The organism is Pseudalkalibacillus decolorationis, assembly GCF_024609785.1.
GTDB lineage: Bacteria > Bacillota > Bacilli > Bacillales > Fictibacillaceae > Pseudalkalibacillus > Pseudalkalibacillus decolorationis.
In genome coordinates this window covers 13,678-32,014 of sequence record NZ_JANHJQ010000043.1, presented here as the reverse complement: position 1 = coordinate 32,014, position 18,337 = coordinate 13,678, and the positions used below count along the sequence as shown (strand labels likewise).

At 38.0% G+C, this 18,337-nt stretch carries 22 protein-coding genes, 1 tRNA gene and 1 pseudogene; 17 read left to right on the top strand and 7 right to left on the bottom strand.

Annotation, left to right across the window (positions count from 1 at the left end; translation table 11 throughout):
* Positions 1-308: 308 nt before the first annotated feature.
* The gene (locus tag NON16_RS23830; protein WP_257351960.1) at positions 309-1,811 is read right to left on the bottom strand and encodes a flavin monoamine oxidase family protein; all 1,503 of its coding nucleotides are present in this window, start codon (positions 1,809-1,811) and stop codon (positions 309-311) included.
* 170 nt (positions 1,812-1,981) lie between these two features.
* Here NON16_RS23830 and NON16_RS23825 point away from each other — a divergent pair, with 170 nt between their 5' ends.
* The 3 genes from NON16_RS23825 to NON16_RS23820 all read left to right on the top strand — a co-directional run bounded on the left by NON16_RS23825 (position 1,982) and on the right by NON16_RS23820 (position 3,959).
* The gene (locus tag NON16_RS23825; protein WP_257351958.1) at positions 1,982-2,875 is read left to right on the top strand and encodes an EamA family transporter; all 894 of its coding nucleotides are present in this window, start codon (positions 1,982-1,984) and stop codon (positions 2,873-2,875) included.
* A 112-nt stretch (positions 2,876-2,987) separates the two neighbouring features.
* Positions 2,988-3,086: a putative holin-like toxin gene (locus NON16_RS25785; RefSeq protein WP_372508874.1), complete on the top strand. Its 99-nt coding sequence runs from the start codon at positions 2,988-2,990 to the stop codon at positions 3,084-3,086.
* 303 nt (positions 3,087-3,389) lie between these two features.
* Positions 3,390-3,959, top strand: a complete 570-nt coding sequence (locus NON16_RS23820; RefSeq protein WP_257351956.1) for a YhcN/YlaJ family sporulation lipoprotein — start codon at positions 3,390-3,392, stop codon at positions 3,957-3,959.
* 152 nt (positions 3,960-4,111) lie between these two features.
* Here the strand turns inward: NON16_RS23820 and NON16_RS23815 are convergent, their stop codons facing one another.
* Entirely contained in the window at positions 4,112-5,128 is a 1,017-nt protein-coding gene (locus NON16_RS23815; RefSeq protein ID WP_372508873.1) for an LLM class flavin-dependent oxidoreductase, read from the bottom strand.
* Between the two features lie 208 nt (positions 5,129-5,336).
* Here NON16_RS23815 and NON16_RS23810 point away from each other — a divergent pair, with 208 nt between their 5' ends.
* From NON16_RS23810 to NON16_RS23790, 5 genes are all read left to right on the top strand, one after another.
* Positions 5,337-5,765 (top strand): hypothetical protein, encoded by a 429-nt coding sequence (locus tag NON16_RS23810; RefSeq protein WP_257351954.1) that lies wholly within the window; start codon positions 5,337-5,339, stop codon positions 5,763-5,765.
* A gap of 306 nt (positions 5,766-6,071) precedes the next feature.
* On the top strand, positions 6,072-6,617 hold the full coding sequence (locus tag NON16_RS23805; RefSeq protein WP_257351952.1) for a GNAT family N-acetyltransferase: 546 nt from the start codon (positions 6,072-6,074) through the stop codon (positions 6,615-6,617).
* 268 nt (positions 6,618-6,885) lie between these two features.
* Complete coding sequence (locus NON16_RS23800; RefSeq protein WP_257351950.1) at positions 6,886-7,470, top strand: competence protein ComK; 585 nt, start codon at positions 6,886-6,888, stop codon at positions 7,468-7,470.
* A 364-nt stretch (positions 7,471-7,834) separates the two neighbouring features.
* Complete coding sequence (locus NON16_RS23795) at positions 7,835-8,173, top strand: hypothetical protein (protein ID WP_257351948.1); 339 nt, start codon at positions 7,835-7,837, stop codon at positions 8,171-8,173.
* Between the two features lie 136 nt (positions 8,174-8,309).
* On the top strand, positions 8,310-8,570 hold the full coding sequence (locus NON16_RS23790) for a VVA0879 family protein (protein ID WP_257351946.1): 261 nt from the start codon (positions 8,310-8,312) through the stop codon (positions 8,568-8,570).
* A gap of 76 nt (positions 8,571-8,646) precedes the next feature.
* Here the strand turns inward: NON16_RS23790 and NON16_RS23785 are convergent, their stop codons facing one another.
* On the bottom strand, positions 8,647-10,299 hold the full coding sequence (locus tag NON16_RS23785; RefSeq protein WP_257351944.1) for a M4 family metallopeptidase: 1,653 nt from the start codon (positions 10,297-10,299) through the stop codon (positions 8,647-8,649).
* 294 nt (positions 10,300-10,593) lie between these two features.
* Here NON16_RS23785 and NON16_RS23780 point away from each other — a divergent pair.
* Positions 10,594-10,794, top strand: a pseudogene (locus NON16_RS23780) (nucleotidyltransferase family protein); the annotation flags it as partial.
* Between the two features lie 71 nt (positions 10,795-10,865).
* Here NON16_RS23780 and NON16_RS23775 read toward each other — a convergent pair.
* The 3 genes from NON16_RS23775 to NON16_RS23765 form a co-directional block, all read right to left on the bottom strand.
* Complete coding sequence (locus tag NON16_RS23775; protein WP_257351942.1) at positions 10,866-12,101, bottom strand: aminopeptidase; 1,236 nt, start codon at positions 12,099-12,101, stop codon at positions 10,866-10,868.
* Positions 12,102-12,184: 83 nt separating this feature from the next.
* Entirely contained in the window at positions 12,185-12,439 is a 255-nt protein-coding gene (locus tag NON16_RS23770) for a YciI family protein (RefSeq protein ID WP_257351940.1), read from the bottom strand.
* Positions 12,440-12,453: 14 nt separating this feature from the next.
* Entirely contained in the window at positions 12,454-12,642 is a 189-nt protein-coding gene (locus NON16_RS23765) for a hypothetical protein (RefSeq protein ID WP_257351938.1), read from the bottom strand.
* A 329-nt stretch (positions 12,643-12,971) separates the two neighbouring features.
* Here NON16_RS23765 and NON16_RS25510 point away from each other — a divergent pair, with 329 nt between their 5' ends.
* Both NON16_RS25510 and NON16_RS23755 read left to right on the top strand, forming a co-directional pair.
* On the top strand, positions 12,972-13,208 hold the full coding sequence (locus tag NON16_RS25510) for a hypothetical protein (protein ID WP_308216650.1): 237 nt from the start codon (positions 12,972-12,974) through the stop codon (positions 13,206-13,208).
* Positions 13,209-13,221: 13 nt separating this feature from the next.
* A complete protein-coding gene (locus NON16_RS23755; RefSeq protein ID WP_257351936.1) occupies positions 13,222-13,476 on the top strand; it encodes a hypothetical protein in 255 nt (84 codons plus the stop codon).
* Positions 13,477-13,579: 103 nt separating this feature from the next.
* Here NON16_RS23755 and NON16_RS23750 read toward each other — a convergent pair whose 3' ends face one another.
* Positions 13,580-13,840 carry a DUF6154 family protein gene (locus NON16_RS23750; RefSeq protein WP_257351935.1) on the bottom strand — a complete coding sequence of 87 codons (261 nt, stop codon included), beginning with the start codon at positions 13,838-13,840 and terminating at the stop codon, positions 13,580-13,582.
* Between the two features lie 138 nt (positions 13,841-13,978).
* Between NON16_RS23750 and NON16_RS23745 the strand changes: the two genes are divergently transcribed.
* The 6 genes from NON16_RS23745 to NON16_RS23720 all read left to right on the top strand — a co-directional run bounded on the left by NON16_RS23745 (position 13,979) and on the right by NON16_RS23720 (position 18,294).
* Positions 13,979-14,053, top strand: a tRNA-Gln gene (locus NON16_RS23745).
* Between the two features lie 390 nt (positions 14,054-14,443).
* Positions 14,444-14,953 carry a DUF4178 domain-containing protein gene (locus NON16_RS23740; protein ID WP_257351934.1) on the top strand — a complete coding sequence of 170 codons (510 nt, stop codon included), beginning with the start codon at positions 14,444-14,446 and terminating at the stop codon, positions 14,951-14,953.
* Between the two features lie 57 nt (positions 14,954-15,010).
* A complete protein-coding gene (locus NON16_RS23735; RefSeq protein WP_257351933.1) occupies positions 15,011-15,682 on the top strand; it encodes a PspA/IM30 family protein in 672 nt (223 codons plus the stop codon).
* Between the two features lie 29 nt (positions 15,683-15,711).
* Positions 15,712-16,278: a DUF4247 domain-containing protein gene (locus tag NON16_RS23730; protein WP_257351932.1), complete on the top strand. Its 567-nt coding sequence runs from the start codon at positions 15,712-15,714 to the stop codon at positions 16,276-16,278.
* 17 nt (positions 16,279-16,295) lie between these two features.
* Positions 16,296-16,691, top strand: a complete 396-nt coding sequence (locus tag NON16_RS23725; protein WP_257351931.1) for a DUF350 domain-containing protein — start codon at positions 16,296-16,298, stop codon at positions 16,689-16,691.
* A 52-nt stretch (positions 16,692-16,743) separates the two neighbouring features.
* Complete coding sequence (locus NON16_RS23720) at positions 16,744-18,294, top strand: polyamine aminopropyltransferase (RefSeq protein WP_257351929.1); 1,551 nt, start codon at positions 16,744-16,746, stop codon at positions 18,292-18,294.
* The last annotated feature ends 43 nt before the right edge of the window (positions 18,295-18,337 follow it).

Sequence of the window (18,337 nt, the reverse complement as noted above, 5' to 3'; positions counted from 1 at the left end):
TATCCATTGTCGAAGCTACGAGTAAAAGTGAACATATACGATCTTAGAAGCGAATTAAGCTATATTCTGTAAATGATGATGGAGAAGAGCCGTGTGCGGGAGTACCGCTCGCACGGTTCTGTGAGGGGGGCGGAGCACAATCCATAATGGAAAGGCTCCCTCCTACTCGACAATACTTTCTATAGTATAAGTTCAACTACGGCTCTGACTTCGCCTAAAGGCTCGGCAATCGCCGAGTTTTCTTTATTTTGGTTTCTACATATTGTATTAAATAAGAGCTAGTAGTTTTCTCGTTAAATCCCCTATAATTAATCCGAATTAGCAGCATAACTTACCTCAGCAGCAGCACGAATTCCGGATTCGACACCACCTTCAATCCAACCGTGAAATGATGAAGTATGTTCACCAGCAAAGTATATATGGCTTTCAGGCTGCTTAATCGCTTCACTTAAGTCGGAAATTTGATTCGGTTTAAATAGTGTAAAACACCCTCCGGAAAATTGGTTGAGAGACCAACTATAAGTGGTCCCATTCATAAATTTCTTATATACTTTTGGTCCATGTACGATGGATAAATAATCAAGCGCCTGTCTTATTTGTGTTTGTTCGGGTTGAGAGCTCCATAAAATAGCATTATCACCCCACGAGTAACTTGAAAGCACGACACCAGGTCCGGGTTGATGGACTCCATTGCTAGGGTAATAAGCGGTTTGCGTAGGTTGGTCTGTTGTAAAATTACCGCCAAACAGTTGCTCATCAAACCAAAATTTGTTTTTAAATTCAATGCCAATTTTAACTGAAGGGACATACTTAAGAGATCTGATCGCATCCCACTTCTGAAAAGAAAACGTATCATAAGGCACCACTTTAACAAACTGAAAAACAGAAAATGGTATAGTAGTAATAATTCGATCTGCTGAAAAACAACTTAATTTTCCTGTATCCGGATTCCGGGTTGAGACGGTTAACCCTTCCGCATATTTATGAATTTGCGTTACCTTTTGCCCCATATAGATATTTGGTCGAAGGTAAGCAAGGAATGATTTCGGTAATCGGTCATTTCCACCAAGGATTTGATAAAACTTTAAGTCCTCTTCAAATAAACTAGCAACAATATCTGTGAGTATGTCAACAAAGGATAACTCTGGGAATCCTTCAATCCCAAGCATAACAGATATCATACGTATCGCTTCGGGACTTAATGACTTGCCTAAAGGGTTATATCTTAAAAATGAACCGAATGAATAGCGGTCATATTCACGACGCAATTTCTCTTGTTCAGCTTTTGTTGAATTTTCATACAAGTCAAAAAAAGGCTGGACTGCTTCTTTAAAAAGTTCGATTGCTGTCTTACCTCTTTCATCCTCCTGTACTGGGAAGCGTAAAATATCGGGATTTTCTTCATAAAGAAAACGTCGTACTTTTACCCCATTAACATAGATCCAATCAAACTCAGTACTATTAATAAATGGCTGGACCGGTAAGTTAAACTTATTAATATAAGCAAACGTTAATAGATGTTTATCTGGGATACGCATTGCCCCTGCATCCATATAGTTTCCTTGTGAAAAAGGTTTTCTGATCGTGTATACTCGGCCACCGATTCTTGTGTTACCTTCCAAGATCGTAACATGATGACCTGCAGCCTTTAACAAGGAACCCGAGACTAGACCAGATATTCCTGCACCAAGTATTACAATTTTTTGCGGATTTTGTGTGGGTGGCAATCCATTATTTATAATTGAAAGCATTTCTTTTGGGTATGTTGGAGTAGGAGATGGAGTACCATTAACTCCTCCTTTAAACACCATACGTATCCCCCCTTCCTAACTAATTTATTTTCCATAAAACGGATTTATGATTATTAGGCAGGGGAGATTAGTGAGTAATCCTAGCGTATAGTTAATTGTTCTCGGGAAAATTCCGTTCTGGTCAGAATGGGGGGGTATCTTACTAAACATCATGGGAAAGGAGGATTTGGATGGGGACAGGAAAATATATTGCAGCTGTATTTATCGGTTCGTGCTCTTATGGAATTTTATCAACAATTGTCAAGTTTTCCTATGAACAGGGGATTAGTCCGAGTATAGTTATCGTCTCTCAATTTGTAATCGGTTGGATTTTAATGCTTTCTTTACAACTTCTAATAACCAATCAGCCAAGACTTAGGATGAAGCAGGCGATGCTTTTGATGCTAGCTGGAATTCCTACGGGTTTGGTTGGTGTTTTTTATTATTTAAGTCTTGCTCGTTTAGATGCTTCAATTGGGATTATCCTATTGTTTCAATTTGCTTGGCTGGGCGTTTTACTCAACAGTATTGTGAAAAAGGTGCTTCCATCCAAGAAGACCATCATCTCGCTAGTTCTATTAATCCTTGGGACCGTTCTTGCGAGTGACATAGGCGGGAATTTTAATTTAAATCCTTTAGGTGTGATCTTAGGTCTATTAGCCGCCGTATCCTATACGTTATTTGTTTTTTTAAATGATAAGTTATTGCCGGAATTACATCCAGCGCAAAGAAGCTTTTACATGGTTTCAGGAAGTTTGATTACTGTGTTGGTCGTTTTTGCGTATCAGTTATTTGATATCATAAATCAGGGACATATCCAATTTTCATGGACAAATAGCATCTTTCTTGGACTTTTTGGAGTCGTTATCCCACCATTTCTCTTTGCTTATGGTATGCCGCATATTGGGTCTTCAATGGGTAGTATATTGGGTGCTGCGGAATTACCAGTTGCTGTTATTTGTTCTATTTTCATATTAAATGAACAAGTTACTGTGCTTCAGCAACTCGGTGTTTTAATCATCTTTTTAGCAATTATAATAGCAAATGTTCGTTTTGCTAAAAGAAAAACAATACAAGAATTATGAAATCAATAACTTTTTTGGTTTGAGACAAGCTCAATTCAGACATCCTATAACTATAAGGTGATGTAAAGTCATGGGATGTTTCGAGAAGGTCATTCTGAAAGGGGAAATGGGAATGGAACCAGAAAAGGCGATTGCATTGATGCTCCAGTTTGGGATGTACACAATTGGAGTCATTACCGTGACCATTCTTATCATTAGGGTGTTAAATTAATCGGACACATGACAAACAACCGTTGATGAGCCTACTTCAGGCTCTCTTTTTTTTTCTATAAAAAAATGATTTCCCCTCGTTCTTCTCCTTTCAAAACCTTTTCAGGTTGCAAACCGTTAAAGGAATGCAACCTGAAAAAGGAAAAAACGAATGGACAGCTTGCGATCTTCATTATTCTCATGATAGGTCCTTACGTCGTCTAATTATTATGAAGAAATAGGATAAAAAATTATAAGAAAAAACATGTATATTTTCCTGAATTTTACTCATTCTAAAGGAGAATAATTTTCAGGAGGGATACACATGAATTTCAAATGGATTAAAGAGGCTAAACTTCTTCTTGTCGCTAGTGCATTCGCAATACCCCTTGTAGGTTGTAACGCAAATGATGATAACAACCAAAACGCAGAGGAAAATGGTGTGGAAACACAAGACATTGGTAATGAGAACATTAATGAAGATAATAATGGGATGGTAAATGACGATGATGGCAATAACGGAAACGGTAACAATGCTAACAATGGTGCTAATGGAAATAACCGTTATGAGGTAGCGGATAAAGCAGCAAACAAAGTAGAAGCTCTACCAGAAGTAGGGGATGCTACAGTGCTTGTAACAGATGAAAATGCTTATGTTGCGGCACAGCTTCAAAACAACAAAGAGGGAGAAGTTACGCAGGAAATGGAAAAGAAGATTTCCGATCAAGTTAAGTCAGTCGATCCCGACGTTAACAATGTATATGTCTCTACGAACCCGGACTTTTTGGATCGGGTCAACAATTATGTATCAAAGGTGGATGAGGGCAAACCAGTAGAAGGTCTTGGAGAAGAAATTGGTGAAGCGATTCGTCGTGTCTTCCCGAATCAACGATAAGTTATAACAACTTAGTTAAATTGAAAAAAATGAAATGAAGGAGCTTCCTCAAACGGTTCATTACAGAACTTATTTGAGGAAGCTCCTTATTCTTTACAAGTAATAACGTTTTGCATGGATGTAATGTTAGCTCCAGCATATTACCTCGTTAATCACTTAAGAACTTCGTCAGCAACGAGTTGGAACGACTTCAATTTATCTTGAAAGTCATAGGTAATGGTAACAAGCATAATTTCATCCGTTTGATAGGCCTCGCTTAATTGAAGAAGTTGTGCCATCACTTGAGGAGGTGTCCCGACAACCATTCGTTTTCGGTTCTCTTTTATACGTCTCATTTCATATGAGCTGTATTGGTAAGCAGCAGCCTTTTGTGGACTAGGTGTCCCAGAAGACTTCATCCCCTGTTCGATCATCAATAGGGTTAAGTCCATACTTGAAGCTACGAATTCTGCTTGTTCTTCAGTTTCGGCACATATCACAAAAACAGCAACCATATTCTTTGGTTCGGATAAAAGCTTGGATGGTGAAAAGTGTTCACGATAAAGCTCTGTATAGTCAGGGCCGCCATCACCATTAATAAATTGAGCAAATGTATAAGGTAATCCCTTTTCAGCAGCCAATAAGGCGCTTGAAGGACTTGAACCTAGTATCCAAACATCAGGAGTTGTTTGTAAGTTTGGTGTGGCTTTTAACCCTGTAAAGCGATGGCCTTCATCGAGGGTACCATGTAAATAACCGATCAAGTCATCGATGTGTTCAGGAAATTGTTCGACTGTTCTTCTAGATTTCCCTTCATTTAACGCCATCGTTGCAATTGGCATACCACCCGGGGCTCTACCTAATCCAAGATCAATTCTATCAGGGTTCAATCCTTCTAAAACCTTGAAATTTTCCGCCACCTTATACGGGCTATAATGTGGAAGCATAACGCCACCGGAGCCTACACGGATTTTATTTGTTTTTGCGGCCAAATGTGCAATTAATACTTCTGGTGAAGACCCCGCTAAACTGTTTGTATCGTGATGCTCAGATACCCAAAACCGCTCGAAGCCAAGCTTTTCTACACTCTGCGCAAGTTTTACTGTATTATCTAATGCCTCTTCTGAAGTCATTCCCTCGGCAATCGGTGATTGATCCAGTACACTTAATTTTATGTTCAAAACGTACATCTCCTCTAGAAAAAGATAAAAGTCTCAAAAACAAATCCCTAACCAAATGCTTAAAGGTTATTATCAAACAAGCTTTAAAAGATGTCCATTAACTTGCATCTAAATGGAAAAAAGTTTCAAAGGATTCCGGATAGCTATGGAGAAATTTTTAGAGACGACGTTAGAGAGAGTGATGAAAGTCTTGTAATAAACAAATGGGGTGATAAAAATGGACAAGGAACTTTTAGCTGACTTTGATCAATTCTTCGAGATGTATAAAACAAATTGGCGTAACGGTTCACTAGAGGCCATGAAAAGTGCAATGTCATCTACGTATGCAGCTAGAGAGGTTCGAGTGTCAAATATTCAAGACGATATAGAGGATTTTGGCTTTAAGGATGCAAAACAAGGATGGAAACAAGCATTTGACTATTTTTCAGATAAAACAGTAGATTGGACGTTCATTGAAGTAAACAAAGTCCCACTTAGAATCAATGAAGTGTTGGTTATGTTCTGGGTATGGCCGACCGTAAATGGAGAGGAGTCCAAAACCGCTCATCTTTATGTGGATACGTTTCGTAAGGGAAAGGATTGGAAGCTGCTCCGAAGTTATATTGAAGCAAGTGTCCCACTTACGAATTTGCAGAATAATGGTTAAGTCAATTAGAGGATGTTCAAAAAGTCCGGTAAAAATAGCTGTCGAATTACTTCGTTGCTCGATCTCTCCGGACTTGCACAGGACGTGCTGACTTCGATGTTTTCACAGGACGTGAAGTAGTTAGTCGAAGTTCCATATGTACCTGCGTCTACAAGCGTGTCCATGGAAGTAAGCTTCCTCGGTACAACTCGTAGTATTTATGCAAGTACCGCTCGTCGTTCCGGTCCTTGAGATTTTCGCGTCTCGAACTTCTCGGCTCTTTTTGTCCTCCTTTTTGAACACACACCTTATAGAGGAGGAAACACAATGTTATTCACAGGTTCAACGGTTAAATTACGCAAAATGACTCAAAAAGATCAGGGGGATTATTTTCGTTGGCAAAATGACATGGAAATTGCTCCGCTTGTTAATCCATTCATAGACTTGAAGTCAGTGGAGGAAGTCGAGGAGAATTTCAAGAATATGCTACACGACTCAAACCGAAAGAATTATATTATTGAACATACTGATAACGGAAAAGCGGTTGGGTATCTAGGGCTGTTCAACATTAATCATTATCATAAAAATGCTGAATGTTATATTGCGATTTGTGAACCTGATTACCACGGCAAGGGAATTGGATACGAATCAATGCAAATCCTGATGGAGTATGTGTTCATGGAAATGAATCTGCATAGACTTTCCCTACGGGTTTTTGCGGAGAATACAAAGGCGATTCGTTTATACCAAAAGCTTGGCTTTGAAAAGGAAGGACATTTTCGAGAGACGAGATTTCATAACGGTAAATGGCAAGATTCCAACATTATGGCCATTTTACAGCAAGACTATCATTCTAAACTTTCTGGAAACTAATGTTGATCCAGCCAATATTGATATCGTTACAAGAAAAAGCTAATATGTAAATATATAACATTAAGTTCTAATATATTGTAATTAAATAAATAATTTCAATATATTTACTAATCAAATCATTATATACTGGAAATAAGAATAAAAATTTAATAATTATATATTTTCAGATTATTATATGGTACGATTATCCTAGCAAAGTGGAAGGAGGGAAGATTAAGGTTGGTTGCAACGTAGACCTTCAAAAAATTAAGATATTGGAGGGGAAGTTATGACGAAGCAGTATCGTATTGTTAAGGATTATTTGATTAATGTAGACACGATGGTTATTTTGCCTCATTTTGATCGGTTTGGAAACCTTTATTCGATGGTTTGTGAAGTCAATCGGCGGTTTTATGTAGAAGAAAAGCCGTCGGAAATTATTAACAACAGCTGTTTATTTAACGGTTCAAGTTTTCAAGGAAGAGTTGAAGGTGCGATTCATATTACCAAATATAATCGTATGGTACCAATTATGATCTGCAATAGACAAGGCATTTACTTCTTTCCAACACAATCATCAAAAAGTAATTACTGTATATGGTTTGCACATGATCATATTGAAGCCATTGCTCCAAAGGATGCGGATTCTTGTGAAGTCATCCTGAGTAATAAACAAGCTATACTGATTAAATCATCAAAAGCCGTGATTGAAACAAAAGTAAATCGAACTGCGCAATATCGTCATCTTGTCAATCAACGTGAATCTTCCGGGGATCTTTATCGTTTTCCAATTGATCTAAAAGAACAGCATGTCATACTTGAGACAAGTGGCGCTTATTCATTTACGAAAAAAGATCCTGAATTCCAGGTGTAGTTTTTGTAGTTCAAAACGAGGAAGACGTCACCGGTTAGAATCGTCACGAATTGTTTGTCGCTAAACGAAACAATTTGAATTCTGAGAATGGAAGTTCAACTAAACACACCACTTTCTATGATAAACTGACTAACTTCCCGTTAGCCCCCGGAACTTTGGAACATCTTCTTGTAATGAATTTTTGGGAAAAGTCTTTTGAACCTTTTATCATGCATTCTACAGTACATACATAAGTAGGGGTTAGAGGATGATCAGAGATAAGGGGAAGTTATAAAGGTAAATAGAAAAGCTTTAATAGTAGACTTTTAGAGGTGGCTGTGTAGGGACAGCTGCCTTTAAATTTGTAGATCAAGGAGGAAAATAGATGAAGGTGATTACTCTATGTGGCTCAACTCGGTTTAAGAAAGAATTTCAGAAGGTGGAGTCTGCTCTAACACTCGCAGGTACCGCTGTAATAAGTCTCGGTTTCTTTGGAAAAAGTGACAATATTTCAGTTACGAAAGAACAAGAAGAGATGTTCGCAAAAATTCATTTAAAGAAAATCGACTTAGCTGATGAAATTTTCGTCATTGACGTAAAAGGTTATATTGGTGAAAGCACCGCGAACGAAATTGAATATGCAAATCGACACGGAAAAGCGGTACGGTATTATTCCAAGAGTGATTATGCAGTTGAAGATGAAGGATTTAAACAAAAGCATTAATAAAAATTAAAAGCCTCTTTATATTAGATTAATATATTTTCTTTACACTAATAACTGTAGGAGCATTTTCCACATTAAGGTTCTATCTGTTGTTGTTGAGGAATAGGTTGATTGATGTAAAGGAAGGTGTTTTTAGTTGGAAAAGTTTACAATTGTAGAGTGGGAGTCCAAGGGAGTTCTGCTATTCGGAAAAGAAAAGAGGAACTGGAATTTTCAATGTCCAAACTGTTTTCAAGTTCAATCGGTTGAGGACATTCTAAAGGACGGGTTCCCACCAAATTTGGCATATACGTACTGTAGGAATTGCAATTATCGGGCAGAAAAAGGAACCTTTGGTAAGGGAAAACTTATTTCTCTTGATCCAGCACAAGAGGTGGAAATATTTGATTTCGCATAACTGAATTCCGACATTAAAATGAGAGGGCTGACTATAAAAGTCAACCCTCTTAATGATACTTTTAAATTATAAGTGTCTATTCAACTCCAACGGCGGAAAAGGCATCGTTAACAGATTGCACTTGAGTACTTGACGCTCCATATAGGTCGGTAGCAGCTTGCACTGTTGCCGCTTTAGCCTGACTAAAATTAGTAGAAGCCGTATAGTAAGTAGTTAATGCTCTGTAGAAGATATCACCCATGGCTTGTTTACCTACACCATCGACCGTCACCCCGTAATGAGTGCCGCCTTCACTAAGTAGGTAGGCTGCTTTATTGATGATACCAGAGTTGATATGAACCCCACCATTATCACCAGTACCAGTATAACGCTTAGAATAATGGTCCGGATTATCATTTATAGTAGGATCAGCCATCGAACGCAATGCATCACCTTCGACTCCAGGAGTATAAATGTCTTCACCGACTAACCAATCTGGATCATTGTCTGCATGCCATTCAACAAGAGTTCCGAATACGTCGGACATTGACTCGTTTAAGGCACCGGATTCATTTTGATAGATTAAGTCTGCTGTTGAATCGGTTACAGCATGTGTCAGTTCATGAGCGATAACATCTAATGCCCCGGAGAATGAAGTAAAGGTGCTGCCATCCCCATCTCCATAAACCATTTGTGCCCCTGTCCAGAAGGCATTGTTATAATCTCTTCCATAATGGACAGTAGATATTAGCTTGGCACCATTGTCATCATAGCTGTTTCGGTTAAACACATCAAAATAATAATCATAGGTAACGCCAGCATAGTAATGCGCATCTACGGCAGCCGCGTCATAGGCTTCATTTAGTGAGTTGTCACTATCTGTCCAAATTGAACCTGGAAGCCGTGTTCGATTACTAGCATCATAGGTTTCAATGCCTTGCCCCCTTGTTGGATCTACTAAATAATAACTTCCAGAGGATAAAAGCGTGTTGAAGGATTTTGTATCGCCTAATACTCCAGTACCAGTCCCAGTCGTAACTTCTCCAGTTGAAGGAGGATTTGTACCAGGCTTTCCGCCTTTTCCACCTTTTGCTGAATGAAGTTCATTTACTTTATTAAGGACTTCTCCACTTTGAGCATCTACAATATACGACCAGTTTCCAGGTTTAGGAGATAAAAAGTTTAATGTGACATGATAGGCATGTGTAGCCTGTCCATCATTGATATAAATGACTTCTTTAGATGTTGGTGTCAATTCGTATTTAGGTGTAAAACCAAGGTCCCTAACGGCGATTTTGAGTGCTTTATCACCAGAGAGAGATTTTCCTTTTTTTAATCCTTGCTTTTTATCAAGCTCAGGAACGACTGCGCCTGAAATCGCGGTTAATACACCATTCTCGGATACAACCGCTGTTTGGGTCGAACCGTAAATCGGTATTCCTTTATATTGTTGGTGGAGTCGTATTACTGTAAATCCTAAATGATCGACTTCCTTGGATGTAACTTTAAAAGCTTGTTCAGCAGATCCAGCAAAACCATACATCGATTTTTTCTCGTTTAAGTAGTTCATCAACGTTTTTTTGGCATTTGCCTTAGTTCCATCTGCTAGCTTTCCAGACACAAAGTTCGGTGTTCCATACTTTTTGCTTTTGTTAAAGTCAACATCGTCAGCTTTTGCAAAACCTGGACTTGAAAAGCTGCTACCTAAGAGCCCTATTGACAATCCAAGTGCTACGAAACCCTTTTTCATTGAATGTCCTCCTTTATAATTGAAAAGATTGGGAACCCAACATAACTTTACATTATATTTGGAATTATTTAAATATTAAAGCAAATAAATAAGACACTGTACCTATTTAACAAAAGCAATTCATAGGAAAACTAGTCACTATGATTGAATTAAAGGGTTTTTCAATGGGGAAATGAAAAGGTTGTCGTGAATTGAAAAATAAATTACTTGAGCATTTTTGGAAAAATGTCGACAAAAAGAAGTGAGTATTTGCTATAATGGGAATGTACGTTCTTGTTGAAGAGGAGATTATATGTGAAAATGAAGAATGAGAAGGCTATTATTCAATTGATCCAAGAAGATAGTCAGATGGTTGATATATTAGGGACAGTTCGAACGTTAAAGTTGCCTGATTGTTGGGTGTGTGCTGGATTTGTTCGTTCGAAGATTTGGGATGTGCTTCATGAATTTCCAAAGAGAACAAAGATAGCAGACGTTGATGTTATTTATTTTGAACCGTTTTCCTAAAGGAAAAAAACAGAGCTGACAAAAGGTCAACTCTGCTCGTATCCATTTATTATAGTTAATTAGTTTGCCCAGTTTCCGTCTTTGAAGAGAGGGATGCGTTCTCCGTCTTGAGTTTCTGCCTCAATGTTAAGTTCAGCAGAACCAATCATGAAGTCGGTATGACCACGGCTTTGGTTAATTCCATTCTCTTCTAGTTCTTCTTTAGACAGCTTGCTTGCATTTTTGACAGACATTGAAATTGCGACACCGACAGCTAGGTGACAGGATGCATTTTCATCATAGAGAGTATTGTTGAAAATAATTCCTGAATTCGAAATCGGTGAATCATGGGGTACTAATGCAACCTCACCGAGAAATTTCATACCGTCATCAATACTCAACAATTGCTTTAAGGTGTCATATCCCTTTTCAGCCTTAAAATCGACGACTCTACCATTTTCAAAGGTTAAGCTAAAGTTGTTAATAATGTTCCCCATCGCAGACAAAGGTTTTTTACTAGAAACTGTTCCGTTGACACCATTCTTATGTGGAGTCGTAAACACTTCTTCAGTAGGCAGGTTTGGTATGTAGATTGTGTTAAAGGTCGATGTATGACCACCGCCAACCCATGTATGATCTGGATGCAAGTCGATGCTTAGATCAGTACCTTCTGACTGATAGCGTAATGTTTTAAAGTTTTTATCATTGAGGTAATCCACTTTCTCTTGCAACCTTTTACTATGTTCTTCCCATGCTGCAACTGGATTGTCTTGATCGATTCGAACCGTTTTGAAAATAGCTTCCCAAAGTGCTTCGATTGCTTCTTCTTCACTCTTTTCAGGGAAAACACTCTTTGCCCATCCACTCGTTGGAACACCAGCAATTGCCCAGTGTGTTTCACCACTTAATTGTGCCTTTGAGAAAGCTTGAAGCTTTTCACCTTTATTTTTTTGAATAAGCATTAGGCGCTCAGGATTTACCCCAGCATAAGCATTTGGGTCATCACCTGTAATATTCAGCATGCAGTCGTGATTTTCTGCGATACTATTAAACATGTCAATGTCCCATTGTGAGAGATTATCCGCTATTGTTTCTTCAGAAGCCATCTCTAAGTGGATTTTATTCGTCTTCGTATCAATCCAGTTTACGAATACGCGTTTGCAACCGCTTTCATACGCATGTTTCGTAACCTTTCGTGTGAACTCTGCTGCTTCAAGTGGGGAAAGGATGAGTAACCGTTGCCCTTCTTGAACGTTAAGCCCGATTTTTACGACGAGTTCAGCGTATTGATCCAATTTTTCTTCAAATGTTTTCATAAATTGACCCTCCTCATCGATAATTTTAACATAATTATTATCTGACTGTTATATGAATCAACCTAGGTCCTAGAGGTTATCGTTTAAAGGCCCCATTCATGTAACTCCAATTTACGCACTTGTTTTTGGACGTATGGATCTGCTTCAGCTAATTGTTTTGCCTCTTCAAAAGAATCAGCTTTATAAATCACCATACCGCCTGTCCCATCGAGAAAAGGTCCTTTTGCAAAAATTTTTTCTTCCTGGTTTAACTTTTCAATATAGTCAAGATGGTCTTGTCGATACGTTTGATTCAATTCCTTTTTGTTCATGTGTAAAATTGCTGCGAAATAGGCCATGATAATTCTCCTTATTATTTTTTATAGTCCTTTTTCTTTCGGTCTTGGATAGCAAACCAGAGCATTGATCCTGCAAATACAATGATAAATCCCCAACCAACCCATGTGGACCAGGTCGTATCACCTACTAGCAAAAAAGCAATCCCTACTCCTGTTCCCCATGAGAGGAGTGTGTTCAATTGTCCTTTTTTATTGGAATCCATGTTCCCCTCCAACTCCAAAAATAAGATATTGACTTCATTCTCTAAAGAAACAGGAATTCCTTCTCCCTTTCTTGAAACCATTAGGGTTACGCTTCGTATATATAAGTTGACGATAGGGAGATTAAATAATGAAAAGTTACTACAAGCTTGTACGTGACAAAATCCCAACGATTATTAAACAATCTGGGGAAGCATGCCGCACTAGAATTTAAAGAAAACTTGGCTAGCGCCAAGCCTTAGCGCTGGCGATCGCCTTAGTTGCACTTATACTATAGAAAGTATTTTTATACTTTCTTAACGTGTTAAAAGATGATGAATACATTCATGAATTGGAAAACAAGGCATATGAGGAACTGGAAGAAATCAGAACCAGCAAGACCAACGAAGAAACACTTGAAGAACTTGCCGATTTGTTAGAGGTTTTGTTTGCTATGACAATCGCAAATGGGTTTACAAAGGAAGAACTTGAAGAAAAACGAAAACAAAAGACCTTACAGCGTGGTGGATTTACAGAACGAATTTTCTTGATGGATGTGTTTGATGAAAGGGAGAAAGCTGATCAATAAGTGAGGGAAGGCTATGGCATTACTCGAATTAATGTGGATCCTATTTGAATTATTTGCCGAGGTATTGATGTTATTGACTCCTGGTAAATCCAAACTTGAACGAAACATTGACCGCTTAAAAAAAGAAGAATGGTTCAGTAAGATGTATGGAAATGAATTTAAAAAATACTTAGATGAGACACCAGAAATGCAAAAATACTTAAAGAAAAGAAGAAACATTCAAAGGCTGAAGTGTGATCCATATGAGCAGACCTATTTTACACGTTAAGAAAGTATAAAAATACTTTCTATAGTATAAGCGCAACTAAGGCGATCGCCTGCACTTAGGCTTGGTGCTAGCCAAGTTTTCTTTACTGAGGACCGGAATACGTTTAATGGATAAAGTCATCGGTGTAGTCTTGACCGAGGGTGACCCGTCCAATTCCCTCCTCAGCTAATTTCCTTTGGAGCTGATCGAGTGCAAATAGAGTGACCATTTCGTTAAGGTCCTCTTTTGATAGTTCATCAAGGAGTTGCATAATCCTATCTTTGTCTTTTTCCTCAATAATTCCATATACAATCGGATACATATCTTCCTCATCTGCTGAAAAGTGAAATTTAAATGTATGATAAATTTCATCAACAAATTTCATATCAATCACCTCTTTACACATACTTTTCCCCATCAATTGTATCTCTCATTCATTTTAAAAAACTGGTAAATTTTTTATTTTATTATATGTGTATAAATACGCAAAATCGTCTCATAATAGAGAGTGTTCACTTCTTATTGGGCCATAGCCAAGCGGTAAGGCAACGGACTTTGACTCCGTCATGCGTTGGTTCGAATCCAGCTGGCCCAGCCATACTTTTCAATACAAGCACTCGATATTAATGAGTGTTTTTCTTTTTGTAAAAGGAAACGTACATAAGCAAATGGATTCGTAAGGTTGACTCGCTGTAGCCATAGGTCATTTTTGAAAACTTGAAACCTTTTTAAATGTAGTACGTATATCAATATTGAAGGAATTATAAAGAATAACTTTGTGAGGAATTTACTAGGTAGAATGGAAACCTGACAGACATAGAAATGCAATAATTTTACCTCAATGAAAGTTGGGTTTATAATGATATGAGAAGTACTGCATGTGAATTTGTGTCTAGGTAATATGTCATGCTTTTGCATCCATGCAAGTCGGACGTAAATAAACCCTTTATTGTGCGTATTGTGAATAAAGGTGTTTCGGAGGGGAATTATGAGTTTTTTCTCAAGACTATTTAAAAAGAAGGAAAAGGATATAAAAGAAGTTGAGGAAAGAAACTTCTTTAACATTCAAATTGATGATATAGTGACCTATGATTTGGAAGACTATCAGGTGACAGGAAAACTGATTTACAAGGATAGTGGGTATGAATGGTACGCTTATCAGCTTGTTGGAGCTACTGAAACAATCTGGTTAAGTGCAGAAATGGATGATGAACTTGAGCTTGGAATTTATAGAACATCAAAAGAAAAACTAACTCAGCCAATTCCAAATAAAGTAACAATAAGTGGAACTGACTACATTTTAGAAGAACAAGGATCCGCCTCAGTTAGTGGAGAAGGTCGCGGGAGAAACGTTAATGGACAGGAAGTGAAATACTTTGATTTCGTAAATGATTCAGAAGATCATTTTCTCTCAGTCGAAGTATGGGGCAGTGAAGTAGAAGTCAGTGAAGGTCACGAAATTAAAAGTTATGAGGTCAAGGTTATTGCTGCAAGTTAAAACGATGTAAGCAATATTAAAATTATCTATAATTGATGAAACTTTAGGAGGAATACAATGTTTAGTTTATTTAAACGAGTACGTACAATGGTGTCTTCCGAGCTGAATACAGCGCTAGATAAGGCAGAGGATCCAGTAAAATTACTTGACCAGTATATGCGTGAAATGGGTGCGGATATCCGGGAAGCAGAAACAGCTGTAGCGAAACAAATTGCAAATGAAAAAATACTTAAGAAAAAGTATGAGGATGCCAAAAGCCTTGTTGAAAAAAGAGAAAAACAGGCTGTCCAGGCTCTAGAATCGGGTAATGAAGACCTTGCCCGCCGAGCACTTGAAGATAAGCAAAAGCATAATCAACAGGCTGATACATTACTCGGAGCTCATACCCAAGCAAAATCAGATGCAGATTCATTACGGGAAAGATTGGCTGATATGAAAGAAGAATACAATGAGATGAATCTAAAAAAGGATTCACTCAAAGCAAGGGCGGAATCTGCCAAAACAAAAACCAAAATGAATCGGACGATGTCAAACATTGGAAACGATGAGTCGCGTCAAGGATTTAACCGTATGGAAGAAAAAGTACTACACTATGAGGCGGAAGCAGAAACAAGTGATGACCTTCGTTCTTCAAATAAATCCCTAGATGATGAGTTTGAAGATATGAACACAAAAGATAGTGTGAACGATGAGCTAGCAGAGTTAAAGAAAAAATTAGGGAAAGAATAGCCTTCTTTCCCTCTTTAGGGGGTGTGTCAATGAGAAGGCAATTAATAGGGGTCTCCTTCATGGTAGGTATATTCCTCCTCCTGGTTGGCTGCGGTTCGACAAGTATATTGGAGATTATTTCAGATGAGTATCCTCTAGAAGATGTCGTTGAAAGCAGCACAAATTCAGAAGATACGGCAAGAGTTTTTGTTGCGAAAGATAAAAGCATCTCCAAAGTATCTTCTTTTATTAAAGACAAGAAGGAACCCACTAATAAAAGTGAAATAAAGGATAACAAACAAATTTTGATCTACGAGGATTATTTTGTAACGTTAACGAAAGATGAGAATGACCCTGATAATACTCTTATTGAGGTTGCTTCAGATGGTTTTGCACGTGATAATTATAGACCTAGTTTTTTTAGTGGATTCATAGCCTATTACATATTAGATGAGGTATTCGATGTAGATGACTGGGGAAAAAGGCAGAGCCAACGTTGTGCTGGAAAATGTTATAGAGGATATAATCAATCAGGTGGAACATACAAAGGGCCTACTACTCCTTCTTCCTTTCGAGGATCAGGAAATCGTGGCGGAGGTCCCGGATCAGGTAAATAACTTTAGGGAGGTAAAACATGAATCCATATATTTTAACGTTATTATATTTTATTGTAGCTGTGGTAATTGTGGTCGTTGGACTTGTCATCTTTGAACTGATCACAACCAAATATAAAGACTGGGATGAAATTCAAAAAGGTAATACTGCTGTAGCCTTATCAATAGGTGGGAAGATTATAGGAATTTGTATCATCTTAGCGTTCTCTATCTACAATAATGACAATATACGTACGACGGCCATATGGGGCGGTTATGGAGTCGCTCTGCAAATGATCGCTTATTACTTGTTTGATTTTCTTTCGCGTAAATTCCCAGTTGAAATGGAATTGAAGAAGGGGAACACTTCTGTAGGAATTGTTTCTATGTGTGTTTCTATCGGATTAGCATTTGTAATCGGCGCATCCATTACTTGATCATTCCCCTCAAAACATATGGTTTTGAGGGATTTTTTATGAAGGTGAAAACATGTCAGACAATAATGCAATGAAAAGTAAACGAATTTACTGGGCTTCAGGAATCGTATCGATTTGCGGCATTATATTTGAAGTGCTGTTTGGTGCTCTGGGCTCGTATATCTTAGGTGATGGGGTAAAGCAATATACATTAACGATATCGTTGTTTCTAACTGGAATGGGAATCGGATCCTTTTTAAGTGAACGAGTAATGAAAAAGCTTGTCCAAGCGTTTATAATTATTGAATTTTCTGTTGCTTTTATTGGTGGTTTTTCTGCATTTCTTTTATTTGGTGTGACCGCTTATTTAGGCAGCGGTTCAGATGCCATCTTTTTATACACAACCATTCTCGTAGTTGGTACACTTACCGGACTTGAGCTTCCGATCCTGATCCGTAAAGCGAATGAAATTGGTGTCCAGATTAATAAAAGCACGGCAAGGGTACTCTTTTCAGATTACGCAGGAGGTTTAATCGGAGGCTTATTATTTATTTATCTATTTCGACCCCAGTTCGGATTGGTCAAAACAGCATTTCTGGTAGCCATCATTAACATAATCGTTGCTTTATGGGTATTGTACACGTTTAGAAAAGAGATTACCCATCTAAAAATGTTTTCAGTTATAGGTGGAGGATTATTCATACTGCTCTTAGGAGGCGCAATGTATGGGGAAGAAATGGCTTTTTCTTTTGAACAGAAGTTGTATAGTGATCCGATCATATATACAGAAGAAACGAAATATCAACGTATCATATTAACGAAAGAACAAGGAGACTTAAGACTATATTTAGATGGACAGCTGCAGTTCAGTTCATCTGATGAGTATCGATATCATGAAACCCTTGTACATATACCGATGTCCCTAGCAGAACGACGAGAAAATATTCTAGTGCTAGGTGGCGGGGATGGACTGGCATTGAGAGAAATTGAAAAGTATGAAGATCCAAAGAATATAACACTTGTTGATCTGGATCCGAGGATGGTTGAGCTTGCAAAAAACAATCCGCAACTTGCAAAGTTAAACGAAAATGCGTTTGAGAATAAGAAAGTGAATGTCGTTCATAAGGATGCGTTTGATTTTATGGAGGAGGCTGACGGATTTTATGACGTTATTCTGGTCGATTTGCCTGACCCAAATAATGAGACCTTAAACAAACTGTACACGTTAGAATTTTACTCTTTACTTCGAAATCATCTAAACCCAGGTGGTATGATCATGGTGCAATCAACTAGCCCGGTGTTTGCTACAGAAGTATACTGGACAATCGATCATACCATAGGCGAGACAGGCATGAACACGGAAAATTTCCACCTAGATATACCTAGTTTCGGAAACTGGGGGTTTGTGCTAGCATCAAGAAATCCAATTGACATTAGTAAGATTAACATCAACGTTGAGACGCAATATCTATCCACAGAGCTTATTCCTTCGTTAACAAAGTTTGGGAAAGATGAAGATGGTACGATTACAAAAGATGACGGGCAGAAGGTAGAACTTAAACCTAATACGTTAATTCGACCAAACATAATTGAAAAGTATGAAAAAGCATGGCGTGATTATTAGTAATACGAGATACCATATTTCAACGTGATAGTCAGGTGCATGG